Source organism: Accumulibacter sp. (assembly GCF_036625195.1).
Classification (GTDB): Bacteria; Pseudomonadota; Gammaproteobacteria; order Burkholderiales; family Rhodocyclaceae; genus Accumulibacter.
In genome coordinates this window covers 1,965,718-1,984,639 of the sequence record NZ_JAZKUG010000001.1, presented here as the reverse complement: position 1 = coordinate 1,984,639, position 18,922 = coordinate 1,965,718, and the positions used below count along the sequence as shown (strand labels likewise).

16 protein-coding genes are annotated in these 18,922 nt (G+C 67.7%); 6 read left to right on the top strand and 10 right to left on the bottom strand.

The window, feature by feature from the left end; translation table 11 throughout:
- Positions 1-84: 84 nt before the first annotated feature.
- Entirely contained in the window at positions 85-4,095 is a 4,011-nt protein-coding gene (gene purL, locus V5B60_RS08595) for a phosphoribosylformylglycinamidine synthase (RefSeq protein ID WP_332346635.1), read from the top strand.
- Positions 4,096-4,190: 95 nt separating this feature from the next.
- On the opposite strand, the gene V5B60_RS08590 is transcribed toward purL, so the two are convergent.
- The 7 genes from V5B60_RS08590 to V5B60_RS08560 form a co-directional block, all read right to left on the bottom strand.
- A complete protein-coding gene (locus tag V5B60_RS08590) occupies positions 4,191-4,988 on the bottom strand; it encodes a peptidylprolyl isomerase (protein WP_332346634.1) in 798 nt (265 codons plus the stop codon).
- Positions 4,989-5,036: 48 nt separating this feature from the next.
- On the bottom strand, positions 5,037-5,306 hold the full coding sequence (locus tag V5B60_RS08585) for a BolA family protein (protein WP_332350483.1): 270 nt from the start codon (positions 5,304-5,306) through the stop codon (positions 5,037-5,039).
- 47 nt (positions 5,307-5,353) lie between these two features.
- Positions 5,354-5,656 carry a YciI family protein gene (locus tag V5B60_RS08580; RefSeq protein WP_332346633.1) on the bottom strand — a complete coding sequence of 101 codons (303 nt, stop codon included), beginning with the start codon at positions 5,654-5,656 and terminating at the stop codon, positions 5,354-5,356.
- A 2-nt stretch (positions 5,657-5,658) separates the two neighbouring features.
- Positions 5,659-6,189 carry a septation protein A gene (locus V5B60_RS08575; protein WP_332346632.1) on the bottom strand — a complete coding sequence of 177 codons (531 nt, stop codon included), beginning with the start codon at positions 6,187-6,189 and terminating at the stop codon, positions 5,659-5,661.
- Positions 6,190-6,301: 112 nt separating this feature from the next.
- On the bottom strand, positions 6,302-7,258 hold the full coding sequence (locus V5B60_RS08570; RefSeq protein ID WP_332346631.1) for a DUF2950 domain-containing protein: 957 nt from the start codon (positions 7,256-7,258) through the stop codon (positions 6,302-6,304).
- Positions 7,259-7,295: 37 nt separating this feature from the next.
- A complete protein-coding gene (locus V5B60_RS08565) occupies positions 7,296-8,711 on the bottom strand; it encodes a DUF3300 domain-containing protein (RefSeq protein ID WP_332346630.1) in 1,416 nt (471 codons plus the stop codon).
- A 334-nt stretch (positions 8,712-9,045) separates the two neighbouring features.
- Entirely contained in the window at positions 9,046-9,261 is a 216-nt protein-coding gene (locus V5B60_RS08560) for a DUF6116 family protein (protein WP_332346629.1), read from the bottom strand.
- Between the two features lie 348 nt (positions 9,262-9,609).
- Here V5B60_RS08560 and V5B60_RS08555 point away from each other — a divergent pair, with 348 nt between their 5' ends.
- Positions 9,610-10,917 carry a toll/interleukin-1 receptor domain-containing protein gene (locus V5B60_RS08555; protein WP_332346628.1) on the top strand — a complete coding sequence of 436 codons (1,308 nt, stop codon included), beginning with the start codon at positions 9,610-9,612 and terminating at the stop codon, positions 10,915-10,917.
- 69 nt (positions 10,918-10,986) lie between these two features.
- Here V5B60_RS08555 and V5B60_RS08550 read toward each other — a convergent pair whose 3' ends face one another.
- From V5B60_RS08550 to paaK, 3 genes are all read right to left on the bottom strand, one after another.
- Positions 10,987-11,361 carry a hypothetical protein gene (locus tag V5B60_RS08550; RefSeq protein ID WP_034936262.1) on the bottom strand — a complete coding sequence of 125 codons (375 nt, stop codon included), beginning with the start codon at positions 11,359-11,361 and terminating at the stop codon, positions 10,987-10,989.
- 117 nt (positions 11,362-11,478) lie between these two features.
- Positions 11,479-12,309 carry a hypothetical protein gene (locus tag V5B60_RS08545; RefSeq protein ID WP_332346627.1) on the bottom strand — a complete coding sequence of 277 codons (831 nt, stop codon included), beginning with the start codon at positions 12,307-12,309 and terminating at the stop codon, positions 11,479-11,481.
- A 174-nt stretch (positions 12,310-12,483) separates the two neighbouring features.
- Positions 12,484-13,797: a phenylacetate--CoA ligase PaaK gene (gene paaK, locus V5B60_RS08540; protein ID WP_332346626.1), complete on the bottom strand. Its 1,314-nt coding sequence runs from the start codon at positions 13,795-13,797 to the stop codon at positions 12,484-12,486.
- A gap of 191 nt (positions 13,798-13,988) precedes the next feature.
- Between paaK and V5B60_RS08535 the strand changes: the two genes are divergently transcribed.
- The 4 genes from V5B60_RS08535 (at position 13,989) to V5B60_RS08520 (ending at position 18,903) form a co-directional block, all read left to right on the top strand.
- Positions 13,989-15,323, top strand: a complete 1,335-nt coding sequence (locus V5B60_RS08535) for an MATE family efflux transporter (protein ID WP_332346625.1) — start codon at positions 13,989-13,991, stop codon at positions 15,321-15,323.
- A 158-nt stretch (positions 15,324-15,481) separates the two neighbouring features.
- Entirely contained in the window at positions 15,482-17,398 is a 1,917-nt protein-coding gene (locus V5B60_RS08530; RefSeq protein ID WP_332346624.1) for a GGDEF domain-containing response regulator, read from the top strand.
- Between the two features lie 178 nt (positions 17,399-17,576).
- Positions 17,577-17,759: a hypothetical protein gene (locus tag V5B60_RS08525; RefSeq protein ID WP_332346623.1), complete on the top strand. Its 183-nt coding sequence runs from the start codon at positions 17,577-17,579 to the stop codon at positions 17,757-17,759.
- 91 nt (positions 17,760-17,850) lie between these two features.
- Positions 17,851-18,903, top strand: a complete 1,053-nt coding sequence (locus V5B60_RS08520; protein WP_332346622.1) for a GGDEF domain-containing protein — start codon at positions 17,851-17,853, stop codon at positions 18,901-18,903.
- Positions 18,904-18,922 lie beyond the last annotated feature (19 nt).

Here is an 18,922-nt window from a genome sequence, read left to right as displayed (position 1 = left end):
GCTGCGCCGCAGCAGGAGCGCCGGGTCGGCTATAATCCCGGCTTCCCTCAACGCAGCCTGCCTGCCCCCCGAGCCCAGCCCGCCATGGCCGAACTCCTGTTTCTCCGCGGTGCCACCGCCTTCTCCTCCTTCCGCCTGCAGGGCCTGCAACAGCGACTCGCACGGGTCGTCGCGGGCGTAGAGGTGCTCAGCGCCGACCACTGGCACTTCGTCGCCAGTCACGAACCAGCAACGGCAGACGAGCGCCGGCAGCTCGCCGCATTGCTCAGCGAACGTCCGGCCGACGAGGCGCCGCCGGGCGAGCTCTTCCTGGTCACGCCACGCATCGGCACGATCTCGCCCTGGTCGTCGAAAGCGACCGACATCGCGCACAACAGCGGCCTGCAGTGGGTCGAGCGCATCGAACGCGGCATCGCCTACCGTCTGGCGAGCGCGTCGCACGCGCTGAGTGCCGCCGAACGGGCGCTCATCGCTCCGCTGCTCCATGACCGCATGCTGGAGACCGTGCTCGACGACTTCGCCCAGGCGGGCGAGCTGTTTCACCACTTCGCACCGCAGCCGCTGCGCCGGATCGATCTGCTCGCCGGTGGCCGCGCCGCCCTGGTCGAGGCGAACGGCCTCCTCGGCCTGGCACTGTCGGACGACGAGGTCGATTACCTCGTCGACCTTTTTCGCCGCGCGCAGCGCGATCCGAGCGACGTCGAACTGATGATGTTCGCGCAGGCGAACTCCGAGCACTGCCGGCACAAGATCTTCAACGCCGCGTGGACCGTCGACGGCCAGGCGCGCGACGAAACGCTGTTCGCCATGATCCGCGAAACGCACCGCCGGCACCCGCAGGGCACCGTCGTCGCCTATGCCGACAACTCGTCGGTCATCGCCGGCGCAACGGTGCGCCGCTTCCACGCCGATGGCGATGCTCGTTACGGCTACCACGAGCAGCCGACGCACATTCTCGCCAAGGTCGAGACGCACAATCATCCGACGGCGATCTCGCCCTTTCCCGGCGCTGCGACCGGATCCGGCGGCGAGATTCGCGATGAGGGCGCCACCGGACGCGGCGCGAAGCCGAAGGCCGGGCTCTGCGGCTTCGCGGTATCGCACCTCGCCATCCCCGATCTGCCGCAACCCTGGGAGCTTCCGAGCGCTGCCTACGGCCGCCCGGCACGCATCGCGTCAGCGCTGGCGATCATGCTCGAGGGCCCGATCGGCGCCGCGGCGTTCAACAACGAATTCGGCCGCCCGAACCTCGCCGGCTTCTTCCGCAGTTACGAACAGCTCACCGGCACTGCGGACGTGCCGCTGCTGCGCGGCTACCACAAACCGATCATGATCGCCGGCGGCATCGGCAACATTGCCGCTGCGCAGTCGTTCAAGGCGGGCACGCTGCCACCGGGAACGCTGCTCGTCCAGCTCGGCGGCCCGGGCATGGTGATCGGTCTCGGCGGCGGCGCTGCCAGTTCGATGAGCACCGGCAGCAACACCGAGGATCTCGACTTCGCCTCGGTACAGCGCGGCAACCCGGAAATGCAGCGGCGTGCGCAGGAGGTCATCGATCGTTGCTGGCAACTCGGAGCGCCGGCGGGCGATGGCTCGGCAGTCGGTGACGGCAATCCGATCCTGTCCCTGCACGATGTCGGCGCCGGCGGCATCTCGAACGCGCTGCCGGAACTCGCCCACGGCGCCGGCAGCGGCGCGCACTTTGAGCTGCGCGCCGTACCGATCGAGGAGCCGGGCATGTCGCCGGCCGAGATCTGGTGCAACGAGGCGCAGGAACGCTACGTCCTGGCGCTGCCGCCGGCGCGGCTCGACGAATTCTCGGCGATCTGCGAGCGCGAACGCTGCCCCTTCGCCGTTGTCGGCGCGACCACCGCCGACAGGCGACTGCTGCTCAGCGACAGCCACTTCGCCAACGATCCGGTGGACATGGACATGGACGCGCTGCTCGGCAAGCCGCCGCGCATGGCGCGCAGTGCCAGCCGCCTGCCGCCAATGCCGGTGCCACTGGCGATCGACGAAGTGGAACTCCGGGAAGCGGCCTACCGGGTATTGCGCCTGCCGGCGGTGGCCGACAAGAGCTTCCTGATCACCATCGGCGACCGCAGCGTCGGCGGCCTCAGTGCGCGCGACCAGATGGTCGGACCGTGGCAGGTGGCCTGTGCCGACGTCGCGGTGACGCTGATGTCCTTCGACGGCTACCTCGGCGAAGCCTTCGCGATCGGCGAGCGAACGCCAGTGGCGACGATCGACGCCGCCGCCTCGGGCCGCATGGCGGTCGGCGAGGCGCTGAGCAACATCGCCGCCGCCGACGTCGGCCACCTCGGCGATGTCAAGCTCTCCGCCAACTGGATGGCGGCGGCCGGCTTCCCCGGCGAGGACGCCCGCCTGTTCGACACCGTGCGCGCGGTTTCCGACCTCTGCCAGAGCATCGGCGTCGCCATCCCGGTCGGCAAGGATTCGCTGTCGATGCGCACCTCATGGCGCGACCCGGACGGCGGAGGCGAGAAACAGGTGGTCTCGCCGCTGTCGCTGATCGTCACCGCTTTCGCACCGGTCACCGATGCGCGGCGAACGCTGACGCCGCAGCTCGTGCTGGACGCCGGCGAGACCGACCTGCTGCTGATCGACCTCGGTCGCGGCCGCAATCGCCTCGGCTGCTCGGCGCTGGCGCAGGTGTATTCGGCCACCGGCAGCGACGCGCCCGACGTCGACGATGCCGCCCTGCTGCCGGCCTTCTTCGCCGCCGTCCGCCGGCTCGCCGGCGAGCGCCTGCTGCTCGCCTACCATGACCGTGCCGACGGCGGCCTCTTCGCGACCGTCTGCGAGATGGCTTTCGCCAGCCATTGCGGCGTCTCGCTCGACACCGACGGTCTCTGCTACGACCCACTGAGCAATGATGTCGACGGCAGCGAGAAGCGACCCGATCTGCTGCGCGGCCGTGCCAGCGAGATCCTGCTGCGCGCGCTGTTCTGCGAGGAACTCGGCGCCGTCGTGCAGATTCGCCGTGCCGATCGCAGTCGCGTCATGGACGTCCTGCGCGCCGCCGGGCTCGGTACGTGCAGCCAGTTCATCGGTGCGCCGAACCCCTGGGACCGAATCCGCATCATCCGCAACGCCCGCGCGGTGCTCGACGAGACGCGGATCGACCTGCAACGCGCCTGGTCCGAGACCAGCTACCACATGCAGCGCCTGCGTGACCACCCCGACTGCGCGCAGGAGGAATATGACCGCCTGCTCGACGGCGACGACCCGGGACTCTCGTTCAGCCTGAGCTTCGATCCGGCCGACGACGTCGCGGCACCGTGCATCAACACCGGCGCCCGCCCACGCGTTGCCATCCTGCGCGAACAGGGGGTCAACGGTCACGTCGAGATGGCGGCCGCTTTCGATCGCGCCGGTTTCGCCGCCGTCGACGTGCACATGAGCGACCTCCTCGCCGGCCGCGCGCGCCTCGCCGACTTCAGTGGTGTCGTCGCCTGTGGCGGCTTCTCCTACGGCGACGTGCTCGGCGCCGGCCAGGGCTGGGCGAAGACGATCCTCTTCAACCCGCGCGCGAGCGACAATTTCGCCGCGTTCTTCGCGCGCCCGGCGACCTTCGCCCTCGGCGTCTGCAATGGCTGCCAGATGATGAGCCTGCTGCGCGACATGATTCCCGGCGCCGACGCCTGGCCGCGTTTCGCACGGAATCGCGTCGAGCAGTTCGAGGCGCGCTTCTCGCTCGTCGAACTGCTCCCATCACCATCGATCCTTTTCGCCGGCATGGCGGGAAGCCGGTTGCCGGTGGTCGTTTCACACGGCGAAGGACGCGCCGTCTTCGCCTCGCGCGACGACGAGACGCGGGTACTGGTGGCGCTGCGTCACGTAGACCACCGCGGCCGGCCGAGCGATGTCTATCCGTACAACCCGAACGGATCGCCCGCCGGCGCGACCGGCTTCACGACCGCCGACGGCCGCTTCTCGATCATGATGCCGCACCCCGAGCGCGTCTTCCGCAGCGTCCAGATGTCGTGGCATCCGGCCGACTGGGAGGAACGCGGCTGGCACGACTCGCCGTGGTTGCGAATGTTCCGCAATGCCCGGCGCTGGCTCGGCTAGCAAGCCGGGAGGCGGGCACAGCCGGGCAGGAAAAGAAAAAAGTGGAAAAAGGCGCCTCGACCACCGGCGCCTGGGGCTGCCCGTCTGGCTGGAGCTTACTGGATCTTGGCCTTGTTGCGCAGTTCGACGATCAGCTTCTGCAACTGATCCTGCTGCATCCGCTGCGTCAGTTGTGGCTTGATCTGGTCGAAGGTCGGCGGCGTCAGCGGGCGGCTGTCCTCGACCAAAATGACGTGATAACCGAAATCGGTCTTCACCGGAACCTCGGTGTACTTGCCTTTGGCGAGACCGACGACGGCATCGCCAAAGGGCTTCACGTAGCTCGCCGTGCTGCTCCAGCCAAGATCGCCCCCCTTGTCCCGCGACCCTGGATCCTTCGACTGCTTGGCCAGTTCCTCGAACTTGGCACCCTTCTTCAGGTTGACGATGATCAGCTTGGCATCGTCTTCCCTCTCCACGAGGATGTGGCGCACCTTGTACTCGGTGTTGCCCATCTGGCCCTTCATCCGGTCGTAGGCGGCCTTGAGCTGCTCGTCGCTGATCGGATTCTTCTTGACATAGTCCTGGACAAAGGCGCGAATGAAGATTGCCTGCCGTGCCAGATCGGCCTGCGCCGCGACGTCGGGCTTCTTGTCGAGACCGAGCTTCTTCGCTTCCTGGACGAGCAACTCGCGACGGATCAGTTCTTCGCGGACGGCGTTCTTGAGTTCGGGCGTGTCCGGCGCGCCCTGTGCCTCCTGCTCGGCGACGAAGGCGTTGGCGATGCTCTGCGGAATGGCAACGCCGTTGACCGTCGCCACAGCCCCACCTGCAGGCGCTTTCTGGGCAACCGCCGGCAACGAGACGAGGGCGCCGAGCAGCAACGCGCCGGCCAGTTTTGAAAGCTTGTGCATGTGTGGTCTTCCTTGTTTTCGGATGGTTGGGGTGAAGTGTGGAGCGGCTCAGACGGGCGGTCCAGCCGATGAAGAAGCCTCCTGCGGGCTCAACGCCTGGACGCTCAGGGCGTGGATGCTGCACTGCATCAGCTCACCGAGCGCTTCATGCACCAAGCGGTGACGCCGCAACCGCGGCTGCCCGGCAAAGGCTTCGGCGACGATCAACAGGCGGTAGTGCCCGCCGCCGCTCCTGGCGCCGGCATGGCCCGCATGGCGAGCCGAATCGTCGATCAGCTCGAGTTGTTGCGGGCGCAGGGCAGCGAGTCGCTGGCGGATGAGCCCGGGGACGCCGGCAGCATCGCCGCTGACGAATGCGTCGCCACTCACGCCGGCAGCACCTTGCGGAAGGGCTTGACGGTGACCCCGGCATAGACGCCGGCGGCAACGTATGGGTCGGCGTCGGCCCAGGCGCGCGCCGCATCGAGCGAGCTGAACTCGGCAACGATCAGGCTACCGGAAAAACCGGCCGGGCCCGGATCCGGCGAGTCGATCGCCGGGCAGGGGCCCGCCAGCAACAGGCGGCCCTCAGCCTGCAACGCCTGCAGCCGTTCGACGTGCGCCGGCCGTGCCGCGAGGCGCTCGGCGAGCGAGCCGGGACGGTCCTCGCCCAGGATCATGTAGAACATCGTCACTTCTCCTCGATGTACTTCGACAGCAGCAGCCCCTGTGCGAGCACGAAGACCAGCATCAGCCCCATGCCGCCGAAGAGCTTGAAGTTGACCCAGTCGTCGGTCGAGAAATTGAACGCGACGAAGAGGTTGGCGCACCCCATGAAGGCGAAGAAGGCGATCCAGGACCAGTTGAGCTTCGCCCAGGCAACTTCCGGCAGTTGCATCTGTTCAGCCAGCAGCAAGCGGATCAGGTTCTTCTTCATCAGCAGCGTGCCGCCGAGCAGAGTGGCGGCAAACGCCCAGTAGAGAACCGTCGGCTTCCACTTGATGAAATCCTCGTCGTGCAGCAGGAGGGTCATGCCGCCGAAAACGCTGATGATCACCAGACTCACCCAGAGCATCGTGTCGATCTTGCGGCGCCTGAACCACAGCCAGCCGATCTGCGCGAAAGTCGCGGCGATGGCGACCGCGGTCGCGACGTAGATGTCGAATACCTTGTAGGCGATGAAGAAAAGAATGACGGGAAAGAGGTCGAAAAGGAACTTCATGGCAAGCGAAGACGACGGACCGGCGGATTATGGCCGATTTGGCCGGCCGCTGTCCACGTTCGGCTGACGCCGCCGTGTACTGTTTGTGTAGCGGCGCGCGCTGGCGACCCGGCTACTCGATCGGCACCCTCGTCCAACCGGCAGCGGGATTGAAGCGTTGCATCTTCGCCGCCACCGCCTCGCCGTTGCGACCGAGATTCTTCTGGTAAACGATGCCCTCGTGATTGACGATGAAGCTCATCACCCCGGAAACGCCAGGGTTGACGGGATAGGCGAGGACCGCGAAACCACCGATCATCCGCCCGTCGACGACATAGCTGCGGGCGCCGCCCGGCGCGTCCGGGCCCTGGGCGGCGAGAATCCGGTAACGATAGCCGTGGTAGGCGCGAGGCTGACTGCCCGCCGCGCTCGCGCGATAACCTTCGCGCGTCGCCTCGGCAACCAGCGGCCCGAGCGGGCTCGGCGGCTGATCGGCGGCAACCGGCCAGAACAGGCCGTCGCGAGTCCCCTCGCTGGAGACGAAACGGCGCGCATAGTCGTGCCAACCGTTGCCGTCGAGATCGCCAGCAGCGTACTCGCGCTGGGCATCGACGATCGCCAGCAGGGTCTGGATCGCATCCAGCTCGTTGCGCCCGATCCGTCGGCTGAGGACCTCCTCGCGGCCGGCTTCGGCATCGAAGAACCAGCGCCCACCCTGGCGCACCAGCGGCGCCGGGAAGGGCCAGTCATCATCGCCCACGAGCAGCAGCGCACGGCCATCGCTCAATGGCTCGACGCGATGCTGGCGGTCGTATGCAGCCAGGAATCGCTGCCAGTCGGCACGATCGGCCACCGCATCGCCGCTCGCCAGCCAGCTCCGTGCCGTCGGTCCCACCACCGCCAGCAGCGCCTCCTTGTCCTGCGCGCGAACGGCGTCGGCGAGCGCGCGGGCAGCGTCCTCGGCAGTCGCATGGCTCTGCTGCTGCGTCGCGGCCGGCTTCGCCACCGGCGCCGGTGCCACTGCCAGCGCAGGCGTGACAGCGAGCGCCGCGGCAACGGCGAGTGAATGCATGATCCACTTGAACTTCATCGTCTTCTTCTCCGCTGAAAATGGGGACCGGCGTTGCCTAGCGCCCACGGCCGCCGCCACCGCGGCCGCCACCACCGCCGAAGCCGCCACCGCCGCCACCCCGACCACCGCCGCCGAAGCTGGCGCCGCCGCCCGTACGGCCGCCGCCCATGTCGGCGCGGCTGGCGTGGCCACGCTGGCTCGCCTCACGCGTCGAGGCGCCGTTGCCGACGCCGGAAAAGCCGCCACCCGAACGGTCGCCGAAAGCGGAGCCGGCGTGTCGGTCGCCACCGCCGAAACGATCGCCGGCATCGGCGCGCGCGCCACCGCCGTCGAAACGGTCGCGTCCTGCTGCGGCCCCACCACGATCGCCGCCCTGCATGCGATCGCTGACGGCGGCACGATCGCCGCCGCGGCCACCGTCGCCGCGGCCCTGCTCAGCACGACCGCCATCACCGCGACCGCCGAGGTTCTCCCGCGTGCGATCGTCGGCCGAGCGCACGCGATCGTTCAGCTCGGCGCGGTCCATTCCCTTCAGTTCGGAACGTCCGCTTTCGGCGCGGCCGCGAAACTGCTCGCGCGCCGCGGCAGCCTGCGCGTTGCCACCGCGGTTGTACTGACGGGCGACGTTCTGATCCCGATAGGCGACGCCGCCGCGGTGCGCCACGTTGTGACTCCAGTTGCTGTTGCTGATGTTGGTCCGGTTGAACGAGTTGTAGCGATTGACGTCGATATCCACGTTGCCGCGGCCCCAACCCCAATTGGCGGCACCCCAGATCGCCGCGCCGACGAAGACGCCAGTGGCGAATGCCAGACCTGGCGGATAGACATAGGCGGGGGGATAGACGTAGTAGGGCGGCGTCGGATACCACCAGCTCCCGTACACCACGGTCGGATTGTAGGTCGGCACATAGACCACCTCCGGCTTCGGCGACTCGACGACGTAGATCTTCTGGCTACCCTGCACCTCCGTCCGCACCACCTGCTGCTCGGTCGTCTTCAGGTTGCCGGTGGCGTCGGCCCGCGCCCGCAGACCCTGCACCGTATCCATCACGTCCTGCTGTTGCGCGAGAAAGGCATCGCCCAGTTTCTGCATCCAGTCGAGATTGTCGTTCATCTGCTGCAACACCTGCGGCACGGCGGTCAGCGCCCGCACGGCCGGGTCCCACGACTGCTTCGCCATGGCATCCTCGAGCGCCTTGCCGCTCACCTTGGGATTGGCTTTCGACCAACGCGCCGCCTCGACGACTTCCAGCGGATAGGTCGAGGCCATCAGGATCTGCGCCAGCAGCGCATCGGGATAGAGGGCGATCGGCGCCAGCAGCCGATCGAGGTCCTGCTGCGAGAAGGTCTTCGCCGCCGGCTTGGCTGCCGCCGCGGGCGATGCCGCCGGCGGCTGTTGCGCCAGCGCTGGCGAAAGGGCGAAAACGAGCGCCGTCAGCAGCGCGCCGGGTCGGGAACAGATCGATTTCATCAAGCATCCTCGCGCACGAAAAGGGGCTCACGGGCAAGACCAGCAACAACGCAGGCGCCGCTTCTCACGGCCAGCAGGCGATCAGGTCGGCCTTGATCCCAGCATAGCCCCTGGCTCGACCATCTGCAAGCCCGTTGGCCGCCCATCGAAAACGCATCCGGCGCAGGCTGCGGACGAGCGGCTCGCCGGCTACGGCCCAGCAAACCGCGATCGCCGGCAAACCGTATGCAGCGGTCAACAGATGCTGCACGCTCCATCCGCGCCTGCCCGAGCCGGCACCGTGACGGCGCGGCGGCGCCCCCGTGATTCCTGTACGCCCAACCGACGTCGATCCCTACGACGACACCGACCCGGAGCCACCTTCCTGCCGCTTCCTCTTCCACGCGCCAAGCAGCGCAGCGCCGAGGCCGAGCAGGATCTCGTCGGCGAAGGGGATGAAATCGGGAACGAACAGGTCGATGATGAAGAGTACGGCGGCGACGCCGAACAGGACCGGAAAACGCAGGCCTGCCAGATAGGCGAGCAGCGGACCGATGATCAGTTTGCGCATGACGAAGGGCTCCAGAGATTCCGCTTGCGGGTGCATCAGGCAAACCCCGGCGCCAACCACGCCGCGTGCGGCTGCCGCCATTCTAGCCGGCGCGCGTCCGGCGAAGTGCAGACGGCTCTGCGCGTATCATCGATGCCCGTCGCCAGTGGTGCCCACAGCTCACGCCGCTGCAGTACGATGGCGGCTGCACCGACGCGACGCACGCGCTGCCCAGCGAAGAGACTGCCTGCTCGAGCACGGCCAACCGCTCGGCAAGCGACATCGCGCCGTGCGCCCGGTCGATGCCGTTCAGGGCCGTCGAGCGCAGCGGGGGCGGCGCGGCAGCCAACATTCAGCGGGAGGTCTGAAATGCGGATCATTGACGAATTTCAGGTAGTGCGCCAGCGCGGCGGTGAGCCCGAAGCCTGCATCCAGCTGCTGGCCGGCGACCTGGCGGCGATACCGCCGGCGCACGCGGTCGACGCGCTGGTCGTCTCGGCCTTTCCCGACAGCTACACGCCAGATCCCGGGACATTGTTCAGAAGCCTCTTCGAAAGCGGTCTCGACATGCGTGAGATCGCCCGCCGGAAGGAGGAAGACGAGCGCGTCCGCCTCGGCTGCTGGCTTTCGAGGCCGCTGTCGCCGGAGCTCGCCAGCCGCTTCAACTTTCGCCGCATCATCTGTTTCGAGCCTTCGCATCCGGGATTCGTCGCCCACGCCGGCGTCGAGCGGCCGAACATCGAGGATCGCGTCGGCTTCGTCTTCCGGTGCCTGAACAACTTCATCATCCCCGAGCGCTACGCCGAGCGACGCTTCGCCATCGCCAGCGTCGCCATGCCGCTGCTGGCGACCGGCAACCAGCAGGTCGCGCTCGACGAGTTGCTGCCGCGGCTGCTCGACGCCGCGATCTTCTGGCTCGAGCAGGGGCTGCCGATCAGGCAGTTGAAGATCGTCGCCTTCTCGGCCGCCACGGCATCCGCTGCCGCCACCCTGTTCGCCGCATCGCGGCAGCGCCACGAGCAGCGGATCGCCGGTCGGCGCGCGGGCGGCGAGGAACCGCCGCGGCGGCAACTCGCCGAAAACCTGATCAACCGCTGCGAGCGACACCTGCGCGACGAACTGCTGAGCGCCGCCGACGACGACGAGAAGCCACTCTTGCAGCGTCTCTTCGCGCGCATCGATCGCCGTCCCGCGGCGGCAGCCGCCGCCGGTCGGACGGTTCCGGAAACCGCCGTCAGTGACGACCGGGGCGCCTACGATTTCTTCATCAGCTATGCGCACCGCCAGGAGAAAGAGGTCGCCGAGTTCGTTCGTGCCCTGCAGCAGAGCGCACCGTCGGCACGCATCTTCTACGATCGCGACTCGATCCCGGTCGGCGGGCAGTGGCTCAGCCTGATCTCCGATGCGGTCAACCGGACGCGCCATTTCATCGCCGTCCTGTCGCCCGACTACACCGCTTCGCCGGTCTGCTGGGACGAGTTCCAGTGCGCCAAACTCAAGGAGTACAACACCCGGACATCGCTGATCCGGACGCTGCGCCTGTACTCCGAACGTGACCTGCCGCCAATCATCGGCATCCACAGCTACATCGACTGCGCCGAGGGCAACCTCGACAAGCTGCGCCAGTCGGCGACGCGCGTCGGCAGCCTGGTGCAGGACGACGACGCGGCACCATAGGGGCCAGCCGGCGCCGGCAGCATGGCCGCCGGTCATCAACGCCGCGGCAGCCGCCGCCAGCCGGCCCTCCTAGCAGACGCCATCGGCGACGAGGATCGATCTGTCCAGCTGGATCGCGAACTCGCAGCGCCAGCTGCGCCCATTCGCCATCTCGGTACAGCGCAACGGTCCCTGCGTCTTGCTGCGCGAACCGTCATCGAGACAGGGATCGCGCACGGCGCGCACGCGCAGGCGCCGATAGAGCTCGCGCGCCACCGCGCCTTCGAGCACCAGGCCGAGATGCGTGTCCCTTGCCTCGTCGGCAGGCGGATCGACGCGCGTCCGGCCATGGAACTCGTATTCGCCCTGCAAGGCACCGGCCTGCCCAGCGGCGCCGGTCATGCCTGCCGGCAGGAGGAACAGGGCTAAGGCCGTCGCGCGCAGTCGGGGAGCCAGCTTGTTCATCGTCGAAAAAACCCTTTCCGGAATGTCCTCGGAGTTTGCGCAGCGACCTGCGGCGGCGTCCGCCCGCTCGCGCCCGCGGGCACTGGGGCCCGCTGCCGACGACTTCCGCCTGGCGGATCAGGATCCTTGGTGCAGCTCGCGCAGCCGCCACACATCGCCAGCGGCCTTGGCGAAGACCAGCGTCACGCCGTGGCAGACGATGCGCCGCGAACCGTCGGGCAAGGCTTCAGTGGCAGCGGTTCGCAGGCAGGTCTGCAGCGCGGGCATCGCCAGCGCCGCCCGCAGGTCGTCCACCTGCCCGGCGCCCAGCATATGGCCAGCGAAGTTCACGGGAAACTGCACCAGTCCGGCCAGCCGCGTCCCGTCAGCCGACTCGAGCGCCGTGACGAATCCGGCGATCACCGCGGCGAACTCCGCGTCGGCAACGGTGGCCCGTGCGCCGCCAGGTTCCATGCGCAAGCGGACGATGCGGCGCTCGTCCTCGCTGGCAGGATCGACGAACCAGCTGACCTCGACCGCGGCGCCTTCGGGAAAGGCGAGCGGCGGCTCAGCCGCATTGGAAAAGGTTGCCGGCGAGAAGCTGTCGCCGATGTTCCAGCGGAACCGCACACCACCGACGTCGAAACCTTCGCTGACGGTGGTCCGGTAGCTCAGCGTGCGGCTCGTCCAGTCGCGCTCGCGCGAGACGATGTGCCAGCTCTGGGTGATGTTGCCGCGCGTCACCTGCAGCGTGCCGTCCGCCGCCATCCTCCGCACCCGCGACTGGTCCCAGAAGACGATGCCGTTGGTCAGCAGAAAGATGCCGACGGCGGCAAGAAGCCAGACGAGCGAACCGCCCCGCCTGCCGACGAAGCGCCGATAGGCCCAGACGGCCAGCGGCAGCAGGGCGACCAGGCTGTGCGGGACCAGCCCCATGGGCTGGCCGGGACCATCGAAGACGAGGTTCATGGCGCGAGACGGAAGCTCCCCGGTATCGTCGGCAACGGTGCAGGAAATGGCCGCCTGCCTTTCTTGCCGCGCGGACGCAACGATAACACGCAGCCCCCCGCTCGACGAGCGTCCTCCGTCCGGGCAACCCGCTGCACCGTTGCAGCGCAAGAAGAAATGAGGCTCTGGCGGGGGTCACTCGCGTGGGCGACGGTCGATCACCCGTCGCGCCTTGCCGAGCGAGCGCTCGATGCCGCCGATGTCGGCGATGCGCACTTCGGTCGAGATGCCGATGAACGACTTGATGTGCCGCTGCAGGGAGTGGGCGACGTGCTCCTTGTCGACCGCCGGCAGGTAGCGGTACTCGCGCTTGAGTTCGACATCGACCGCCACCGAATCGAGATGACCATCGCGCCAGACCTCGATCAGGTAGTGCGGCGACAGCTTCGGCTGCTTGAGGATCAGTTCCTCGACCTGCGACGGAAAGACGTTGACGCCGCGGATGATCAGCATGTCGTCGGAGCGGCCGGTGATCTTGTCGATCCGCCGCATCGAGCGCGCCGTCGGCGGCAGCAGACAGGTCAGGTCGCGCGTCCGGTAGCGGATCATCGGCAGTGCCTCCTTCGACAGCGAGGTGAAGACCAGTTCACCATGCCTGCCGTCGGGCAGCACCTCGCCGGTCGCCGGATCGATCACCTCGGGGTAGAAGTGATCCTCCCAGATCACCGGCCCGTCCTTGCTTTCGATGCACTCGCTGGCGACTCCCGGGCCGATCACCTCGGAGAGCCCGTAGAGGTCGATCGCATCGATGGCGAAGGTGTTCTCGATCTCGACGCGCATCTGGTTGGTCCACGGTTCGGCACCGAAGAGGCCGACGCGCAGACCGCTTGACGCCGGGTCGATGCGCTGCCGCTTGAACTCGTCGGCCAGGTTGAGCAGGTACGACGGCGTCACCATGATGATGTCGGGCTTGAAGTCGTTGATCAGCTGCACCTGCTTCTCGGTCTGCCCACCGGACATCGGGATCACCGTGCAGCCGAGGCGCTCGGCACCATAGTGCGCGCCGAGTCCGCCGGTGAACAGGCCGTAGCCGTAGCCGATGTGCACCATGTCGCCCCGCCGGCCGCCGGCAGCGTGGATCGAACGCGCCATCAACGTCGCCCACATGTCGATATCGTTCTGCGTATAACCGACGACGGTCGGTTGCCCAGTCGTCCCCGACGAGGCGTGCACGCGAACGACCCGGTCGCGCGGCACGGCAAACATGCGGAAAGGATAGTTCTGCCGCAGGTCGTCCTTGCTCGTGAAGGGGAAGCGCGCGAGATCGTCGAGCGTCCTCAGGTCGTCGGGGTGAACGCCATGGGCATCGAACTTGCGCCGGTAGTGCTCGATGTGGTCGTAGGCATGACGCAGCGACCAGCGCAGGCGCTCGAGCTGCAGCGCGCTGATCTCATCGCGGCTGGCGGTCTCGATCGGTTCGTAGGCGGTGACACGACTGGCAGCGACCATCTTCCTGATCTCCCGGATTGGCGAAAGCCGAAACCCTAGACGATACGCGGGTCTCTTTCAATAAGCAGGGTCGCAATCCGGAGCATTTTTCTTCGCCAGCGGCGCACGGATCGCCACCCGGGCAGCGTGCGCAGCCGCAGCAACGGTGAAATCGGGTACGCTGCGAGGCCGTCCCGCCCCGCACCGGCCCGATGCTCGTCCACCACACCCGTCGCCTCCTCGCACACGCACTGCCCATGCTGCTCGCGCAGTTGAGTTCGATGGGCATGATGGTCATCGACACCGCCCTGCTCGGCCACCACGCCACCGACGACCTGGCCGCGGTGGCTGTCGGCGGTGGCATCTACATCTCGGTCGTCTTTGCTCTGGTCGGCGTGCTGCAGGCGGTGGCTCCGACGGTCGCCCATCTGCACGGCGCCGGTCGTGACGGCGAGATTGCCGCTGCCCTGCAGCAGTCGTTGTGGCTGGCATTGCTGCTGGCGATCCCCGGCGTCATCGTCCTCCTCAATCCGGCGCCCCTGCTGGCACTGTCGCGCATCGACCCGGTGGTCGAGGAGAGGGCACGGGCCTACCTGGCGCTGCTCGCGCTCGGCATGCCGGCAATTCTCCTCTACCGCACTTTCCACGCCTTCTGCAACGCCCTCGGGCGACCGCGGCCACTGCTGCTGATCAGTCTCGGCGGCACGCTCCTGCATGCGCTCCTGGCATCGCTGCTGGTGACCGGCGCCTGGGGCGGAGAAGCGCTCGGCGTCGTCGGTTGCGGCCTGTCGAATGTCGTCGTCGCCTTCTTCTCCCTCTTCTCTGCCGCCGCCTACCTGCGCTGCGCCAGGGCACTGCGGCCATACCGCCTGTTCGCCGGCTGGCAGCTGCCGCAACCCCGGCCGCTGGCCCGCCTGCTGCGACTCGGGGTGCCGATGGGCTTCTCGCATTTCGTCGAAATCTCGTCGTTCACGCTGATGGCGCTGTTCATCGCCCAACTCGGGGCAACCGTCGTCGCCGGCCACCGCATCGTCGCCAACCTGGCTGCCATCTGCTACATGCTGCCGCTGGCCCTCGGCATCGCGACGCTGGCGCAGGTCGGCCAGGCCGCCGGCGCACGCGACTGGCATCGCGCCGGACGATCGATCACCGCCGCACTGCTGCTCGCCGGCAGCCTGTCGACCCTGCTCGGCAGCATCGTCTGGCTGCTCGCGATGCCGCTGGCGGACGCCTGGACCGATGATCCGGCGGTGCGGGCGGTCGCCCTCGGATTGCTCGGCTACGTCGCCTTCTACCAGATCTTCGACGCCGTGCAGACGATTGCCGCACATGCCCTGCGCGGCTACCGCATCACCTTCGCGCCGATGTGCGTGCATGTCCTCTGTTTCTGGGGCGTCGGCCTGTTTGGCGGCTGGTGGCTCGCCTTCCATTCGCCGCAGCCGATGGGCGCCAGCGGCTTCTGGCTGGCGTCGGTGGTCAGCCTGGTGCTGGCATCGCTGTTGCTCGGCGAGTTGCTGCGGCGGGCGATGCGCGCCGTCCGCGAGTGACCTGGCGACAGCCGGTCGGACAAGCGGCGGAGAATCACCATCGATCATCCGGCACCGCGGCCGGACGCCATCGCACCGCGCGCATCACGTCGTGCTTGTGGCGAGCGGCACTGGACCGGTAGACTGCAGCCCATGATCGGCGAGCAGTGCCAGGGACGATGAACAGGATCGAACAGCTTCGCATCAGTGGCCGGCTACCGAGCCCGAAAGGCGTGGCGCTCGCCGTCCTCGAGATCTGCCGGCGAGAAGATGCAACGCTCGACGAGGTGGCAAAGGTCGTCCAGAGTGACCCCGCCCTGTCGAGCCGTCTGTTGCGCCTGTGCAACTTGGCACGTTCCGGTGGCCGGCCCGTCGCATCGATCCGGGAGGCCGTCCTGCGCCTCGGCATGGGCACCGTGCGGCAGGTGGCGATGGGCTTCTCGCTCGTCGACCAGTATCTCGATGGCCAGGACAGTGCCTTCGACCACGCCACGTTCTGGTCACATTCGCTGCTGATGGCGGTTGCCTGTCACGCCCTGGGTGGCCTGACGCGGATTGCGGCGGCGGACGAACTGTTCGCCTGCGGTCTGCTGGCGCAGATCGGCGCCCTGGTGCTCGCGACGACCCACCCCGCAGAGTACGCTGCGATCCTCGCGGAGGAGCATGACGGAAAAGCGCTGCAACTGCTCGAGCGCGAACGTCTGGGTGCCGACCACAACGAGGTGACCGCTGCCGTCCTGGCCGATTGCGGCATTCCCAACGCCCTTGTCGAACCCGTTTCCTGCCATGAGCGGCCCGAAGCAGCCGGCTTCAGCCAGGGCTCGCGCCCCTATCAACTCGCGCAACTTTTTTTCCAGGCGCGACGAATGGCCGACCTTGGCCACTCGCCGGTCGCCGAGCGCAGCGGGCACATTGCCGAACTCATGTTCCTCGGCGGCAAGATCGGACTCGATGCCCAGGCTCTCGGCGAAGTCTTCGATCAGGTGGTACGCGAATGGCAGGACTGGGCCGAGTTGCTCAAACTGCCGGCCACCGCGCCGCCGTCCTTCGACACCATGGCCAACGCGCCGATTCCCCACGCGCGACAGGAGACAAGCAGCGGCGCTCCTCGCCAGCGTGTACTGCTGGTCGAGGACGAACCGAGCAGCCGCATGCTCACCGAAGCCCTGCTCTCGGACCTCCTCGAGTGCACCGTCTTCACCGCCGAGAATGGCCGAGAGGCCCTCGCGGTCGCCGTCGAGGCGCTGCCGCAAATCGTCATCACCGACTGGCTGATGCCGGTCATGGACGGCCTCGAGTTCTGCCGGGCGCTGCGCGCCACCGACTGGGGTCAGTCGATGTACGTCATCATGCTGACCGGTGAAGTGACCGACGAGAAGCTGATCGAGGCCTTCGAGGCCGGGGTCGACGACTACGTCACGAAGCCGGTGAACCTGCGCGCACTGAGTGCCCGCATGCGCGCCGCGCAGCATTACACCAAGCTGCTCGAGGCTTGGGAGCACGACCGCGCCCAGCTCAAGCAGTTCGCCGCCGAACTGGCTGTGAGCAACCGCCGCCTGGAACATGCGGCGATGACCGACCTGTTGACCGGGCTGCCCAACCGGCGTGCCGGAATGGACGCACTGCAACGCTTCTGGAGCGCCTCGCAGCGGACCGGCCAGCCGGTCGCGACGCTGATGATCGATGTGGATCATTTCAAGTCGATCAACGACCGCCACGGACACGCCATCGGTGATCAGGTCCTGCAGGAGGTGGCGCGCGCGATCCAGGCAGCCGCCCGCAAGGACGACAGCGTCAGCCGCATCGGCGGCGAGGAGTTCCTGCTCGTGTGCCACGATGCCGACCCGCGCGCCGCCCTGCTGGCGGCCGAGCGGCTGCGCCGAATGGTACGTGAGCTGCGGATCACCGTCGCCAACGTCGAGATCCAGACTTCGGTCAGCATCGGCGTCGCCAACCGGGAGAAAAGCATGGACGAGGCCGACGACATGCTGCGCGCCGCCGACAAGGCCCTCTACGCTGCCAAGAACGCCGGCCGCAACCGCGTCTGCCTTTCTGCTGGCGGCAAGACGCGATGCGCCAGCGGCCACGCCGCCTGAACCTGGACCTGGTGCGTGGCCTGCCGGTGACCGGGTGTTCGTGGCGGCGTTTGCGGAACAGGCCGGTCGCTTCTTCCACCTGTCGAGAGACGGCCGGATGCGCCTGACCCCCGCGCGCTGGCGTAGAATCGCCAGTGCCGCGGGCCCGCGGAGCTGACAACCCGGAGTGACCCGGATCATGGCGGCGATCATCGTCAGGGCAAGCAGCCTCTGTCGCCCGATCGTTGCCGAAGGCTTGTATGATTCGCAGCAGGCTGACTTCCTGCGCCGGCAGCATTGTGACAAACTGGATGGCGACCCGGCCAGCCGCCCGCTGCCGACCGTCGAAGTCCAGCGAAGGCGACTGCAGGGAAGCATCTGAACCGACACAGTAGCCCGCCGAAGAACGACAGAGCGAAAGGGAAACACATGTCAGGAGTCATGCTCGCACCGGCCTGGAAATGGAGAGCGGGGTGAAGTACCGACACAGCCCTGCGCAGAGTACCGAGTACCTGCGCCTGGCACTCAAACACATGACCCAGCACGACGCCGGCATGCACCCGACGAATTACACCGTCTGGTACGAGTACGTGTCCGGCACCAATCCGGCCCTGCGCAGCGAGCTGGACTCGCTGCTCAAGGGTGGTGGGCGGCTCAGCGAACAGACGCTTGACGGTCTTCATACCCGACACATCAGCGAACTCGACGCCAAGACGGCGCTGCGCCTCGGTGACAGTGTCGCGCAACTGGTGAGCCATGTCTCGGAGTCGACCGCCGCGGCGGGCGACGAGGCGGCCCGCTTCGGCAATTCTCTGGCCCGCTGGAACGAGGAGTTGATCGCTCCGGCGAGTGGCAGCGACGCGCTCGCCAGCGGCGTCGCAGACATCCTGCGTGGCACACAGCAGATGCAGCAAGCGATCACTACCCTGAAGACACGACTGGCCGAAAGCGTGCGCGAGACCGAACTCCTGCGGCAGGAGGTGGCGCGAGCGCGCGAGGAGGCGCTGATCGACGCCCTCACTGGCCTCACCAACCGCAAGGGCTTCGACCTCGCCCTCGCCGAGTGCCTTGGCGAACTGCAAGGGGAATCGGTCGGACCCTGCCTGCTGATGATCGATCTCGACCACTTCAAGAAGATCAACGACAGCCTGGGGCACGTTTTCGGTGACCGCGTGCTGGCCAACGTTGGGCAGATCCTGCGCGCCAACGTCAAGGGCAAGGACACCGCCGCGCGCTACGGTGGCGAGGAGTTCGCGGTCGTCTTGCCGAACACGCCACGTGGCGGTGCCGTCGGCCTCGCGGAAGCGCTGCGCGCACTGGTCGCCGCCAGCCGTGTCCGCCGCAGCGGCGACCGCGAGTCACTGGTCGGCAACATTTCGGTGTCGATCGGCGTCGCCGATCACTTTGCCGGCGAGTCGGCAAGCGACCTCGTCAACCGAGCCGATCGCGCGCTGTACGCGGCCAAGATGCAGGGACGCAACCGCGTCGTCCTCGCTCCGCGGCCGGTGACGACCAGCGGACAATGAACCCGCCGGGTCGGCACCT

What these genes read in the sequence shown, in the direction of transcription:
- purL (WP_332346635.1), top strand. Translation starts at nt 85, where the DNA reads ATGGCCGAACTCCTGTTTCTCCGCGGTGCCACCGCCTTCTCCTCCTTC.
- V5B60_RS08590 (WP_332346634.1), bottom strand. Translation starts at nt 4,988, where the DNA reads ATGCACAAGCTTTCAAAACTGGCCGGCGCGTTGCTGCTCGGCGCCCTC.
- V5B60_RS08580 (WP_332346633.1), bottom strand. Translation starts at nt 5,656, where the DNA reads ATGTTCTACATGATCCTGGGCGAGGACCGTCCCGGCTCGCTCGCCGAG.
- V5B60_RS08575 (WP_332346632.1), bottom strand. Translation starts at nt 6,189, where the DNA reads ATGAAGTTCCTTTTCGACCTCTTTCCCGTCATTCTTTTCTTCATCGCC.
- V5B60_RS08570 (WP_332346631.1), bottom strand. Translation starts at nt 7,258, where the DNA reads ATGAAGTTCAAGTGGATCATGCATTCACTCGCCGTTGCCGCGGCGCTC.
- V5B60_RS08565 (WP_332346630.1), bottom strand. Translation starts at nt 8,711, where the DNA reads ATGAAATCGATCTGTTCCCGACCCGGCGCGCTGCTGACGGCGCTCGTT.
- V5B60_RS08560 (WP_332346629.1), bottom strand. Translation starts at nt 9,261, where the DNA reads ATGCGCAAACTGATCATCGGTCCGCTGCTCGCCTATCTGGCAGGCCTG.
- V5B60_RS08555 (WP_332346628.1), top strand. Translation starts at nt 9,610, where the DNA reads ATGCGGATCATTGACGAATTTCAGGTAGTGCGCCAGCGCGGCGGTGAG.
- V5B60_RS08550 (WP_034936262.1), bottom strand. Translation starts at nt 11,361, where the DNA reads ATGAACAAGCTGGCTCCCCGACTGCGCGCGACGGCCTTAGCCCTGTTC.
- V5B60_RS08545 (WP_332346627.1), bottom strand. Translation starts at nt 12,309, where the DNA reads ATGAACCTCGTCTTCGATGGTCCCGGCCAGCCCATGGGGCTGGTCCCG.
- paaK (WP_332346626.1), bottom strand. Translation starts at nt 13,797, where the DNA reads ATGGTCGCTGCCAGTCGTGTCACCGCCTACGAACCGATCGAGACCGCC.
- V5B60_RS08535 (WP_332346625.1), top strand. Translation starts at nt 13,989, where the DNA reads ATGCTCGTCCACCACACCCGTCGCCTCCTCGCACACGCACTGCCCATG.
- V5B60_RS08530 (WP_332346624.1), top strand. Translation starts at nt 15,482, where the DNA reads ATGAACAGGATCGAACAGCTTCGCATCAGTGGCCGGCTACCGAGCCCG.
- V5B60_RS08525 (WP_332346623.1), top strand. Translation starts at nt 17,577, where the DNA reads ATGGCGGCGATCATCGTCAGGGCAAGCAGCCTCTGTCGCCCGATCGTT.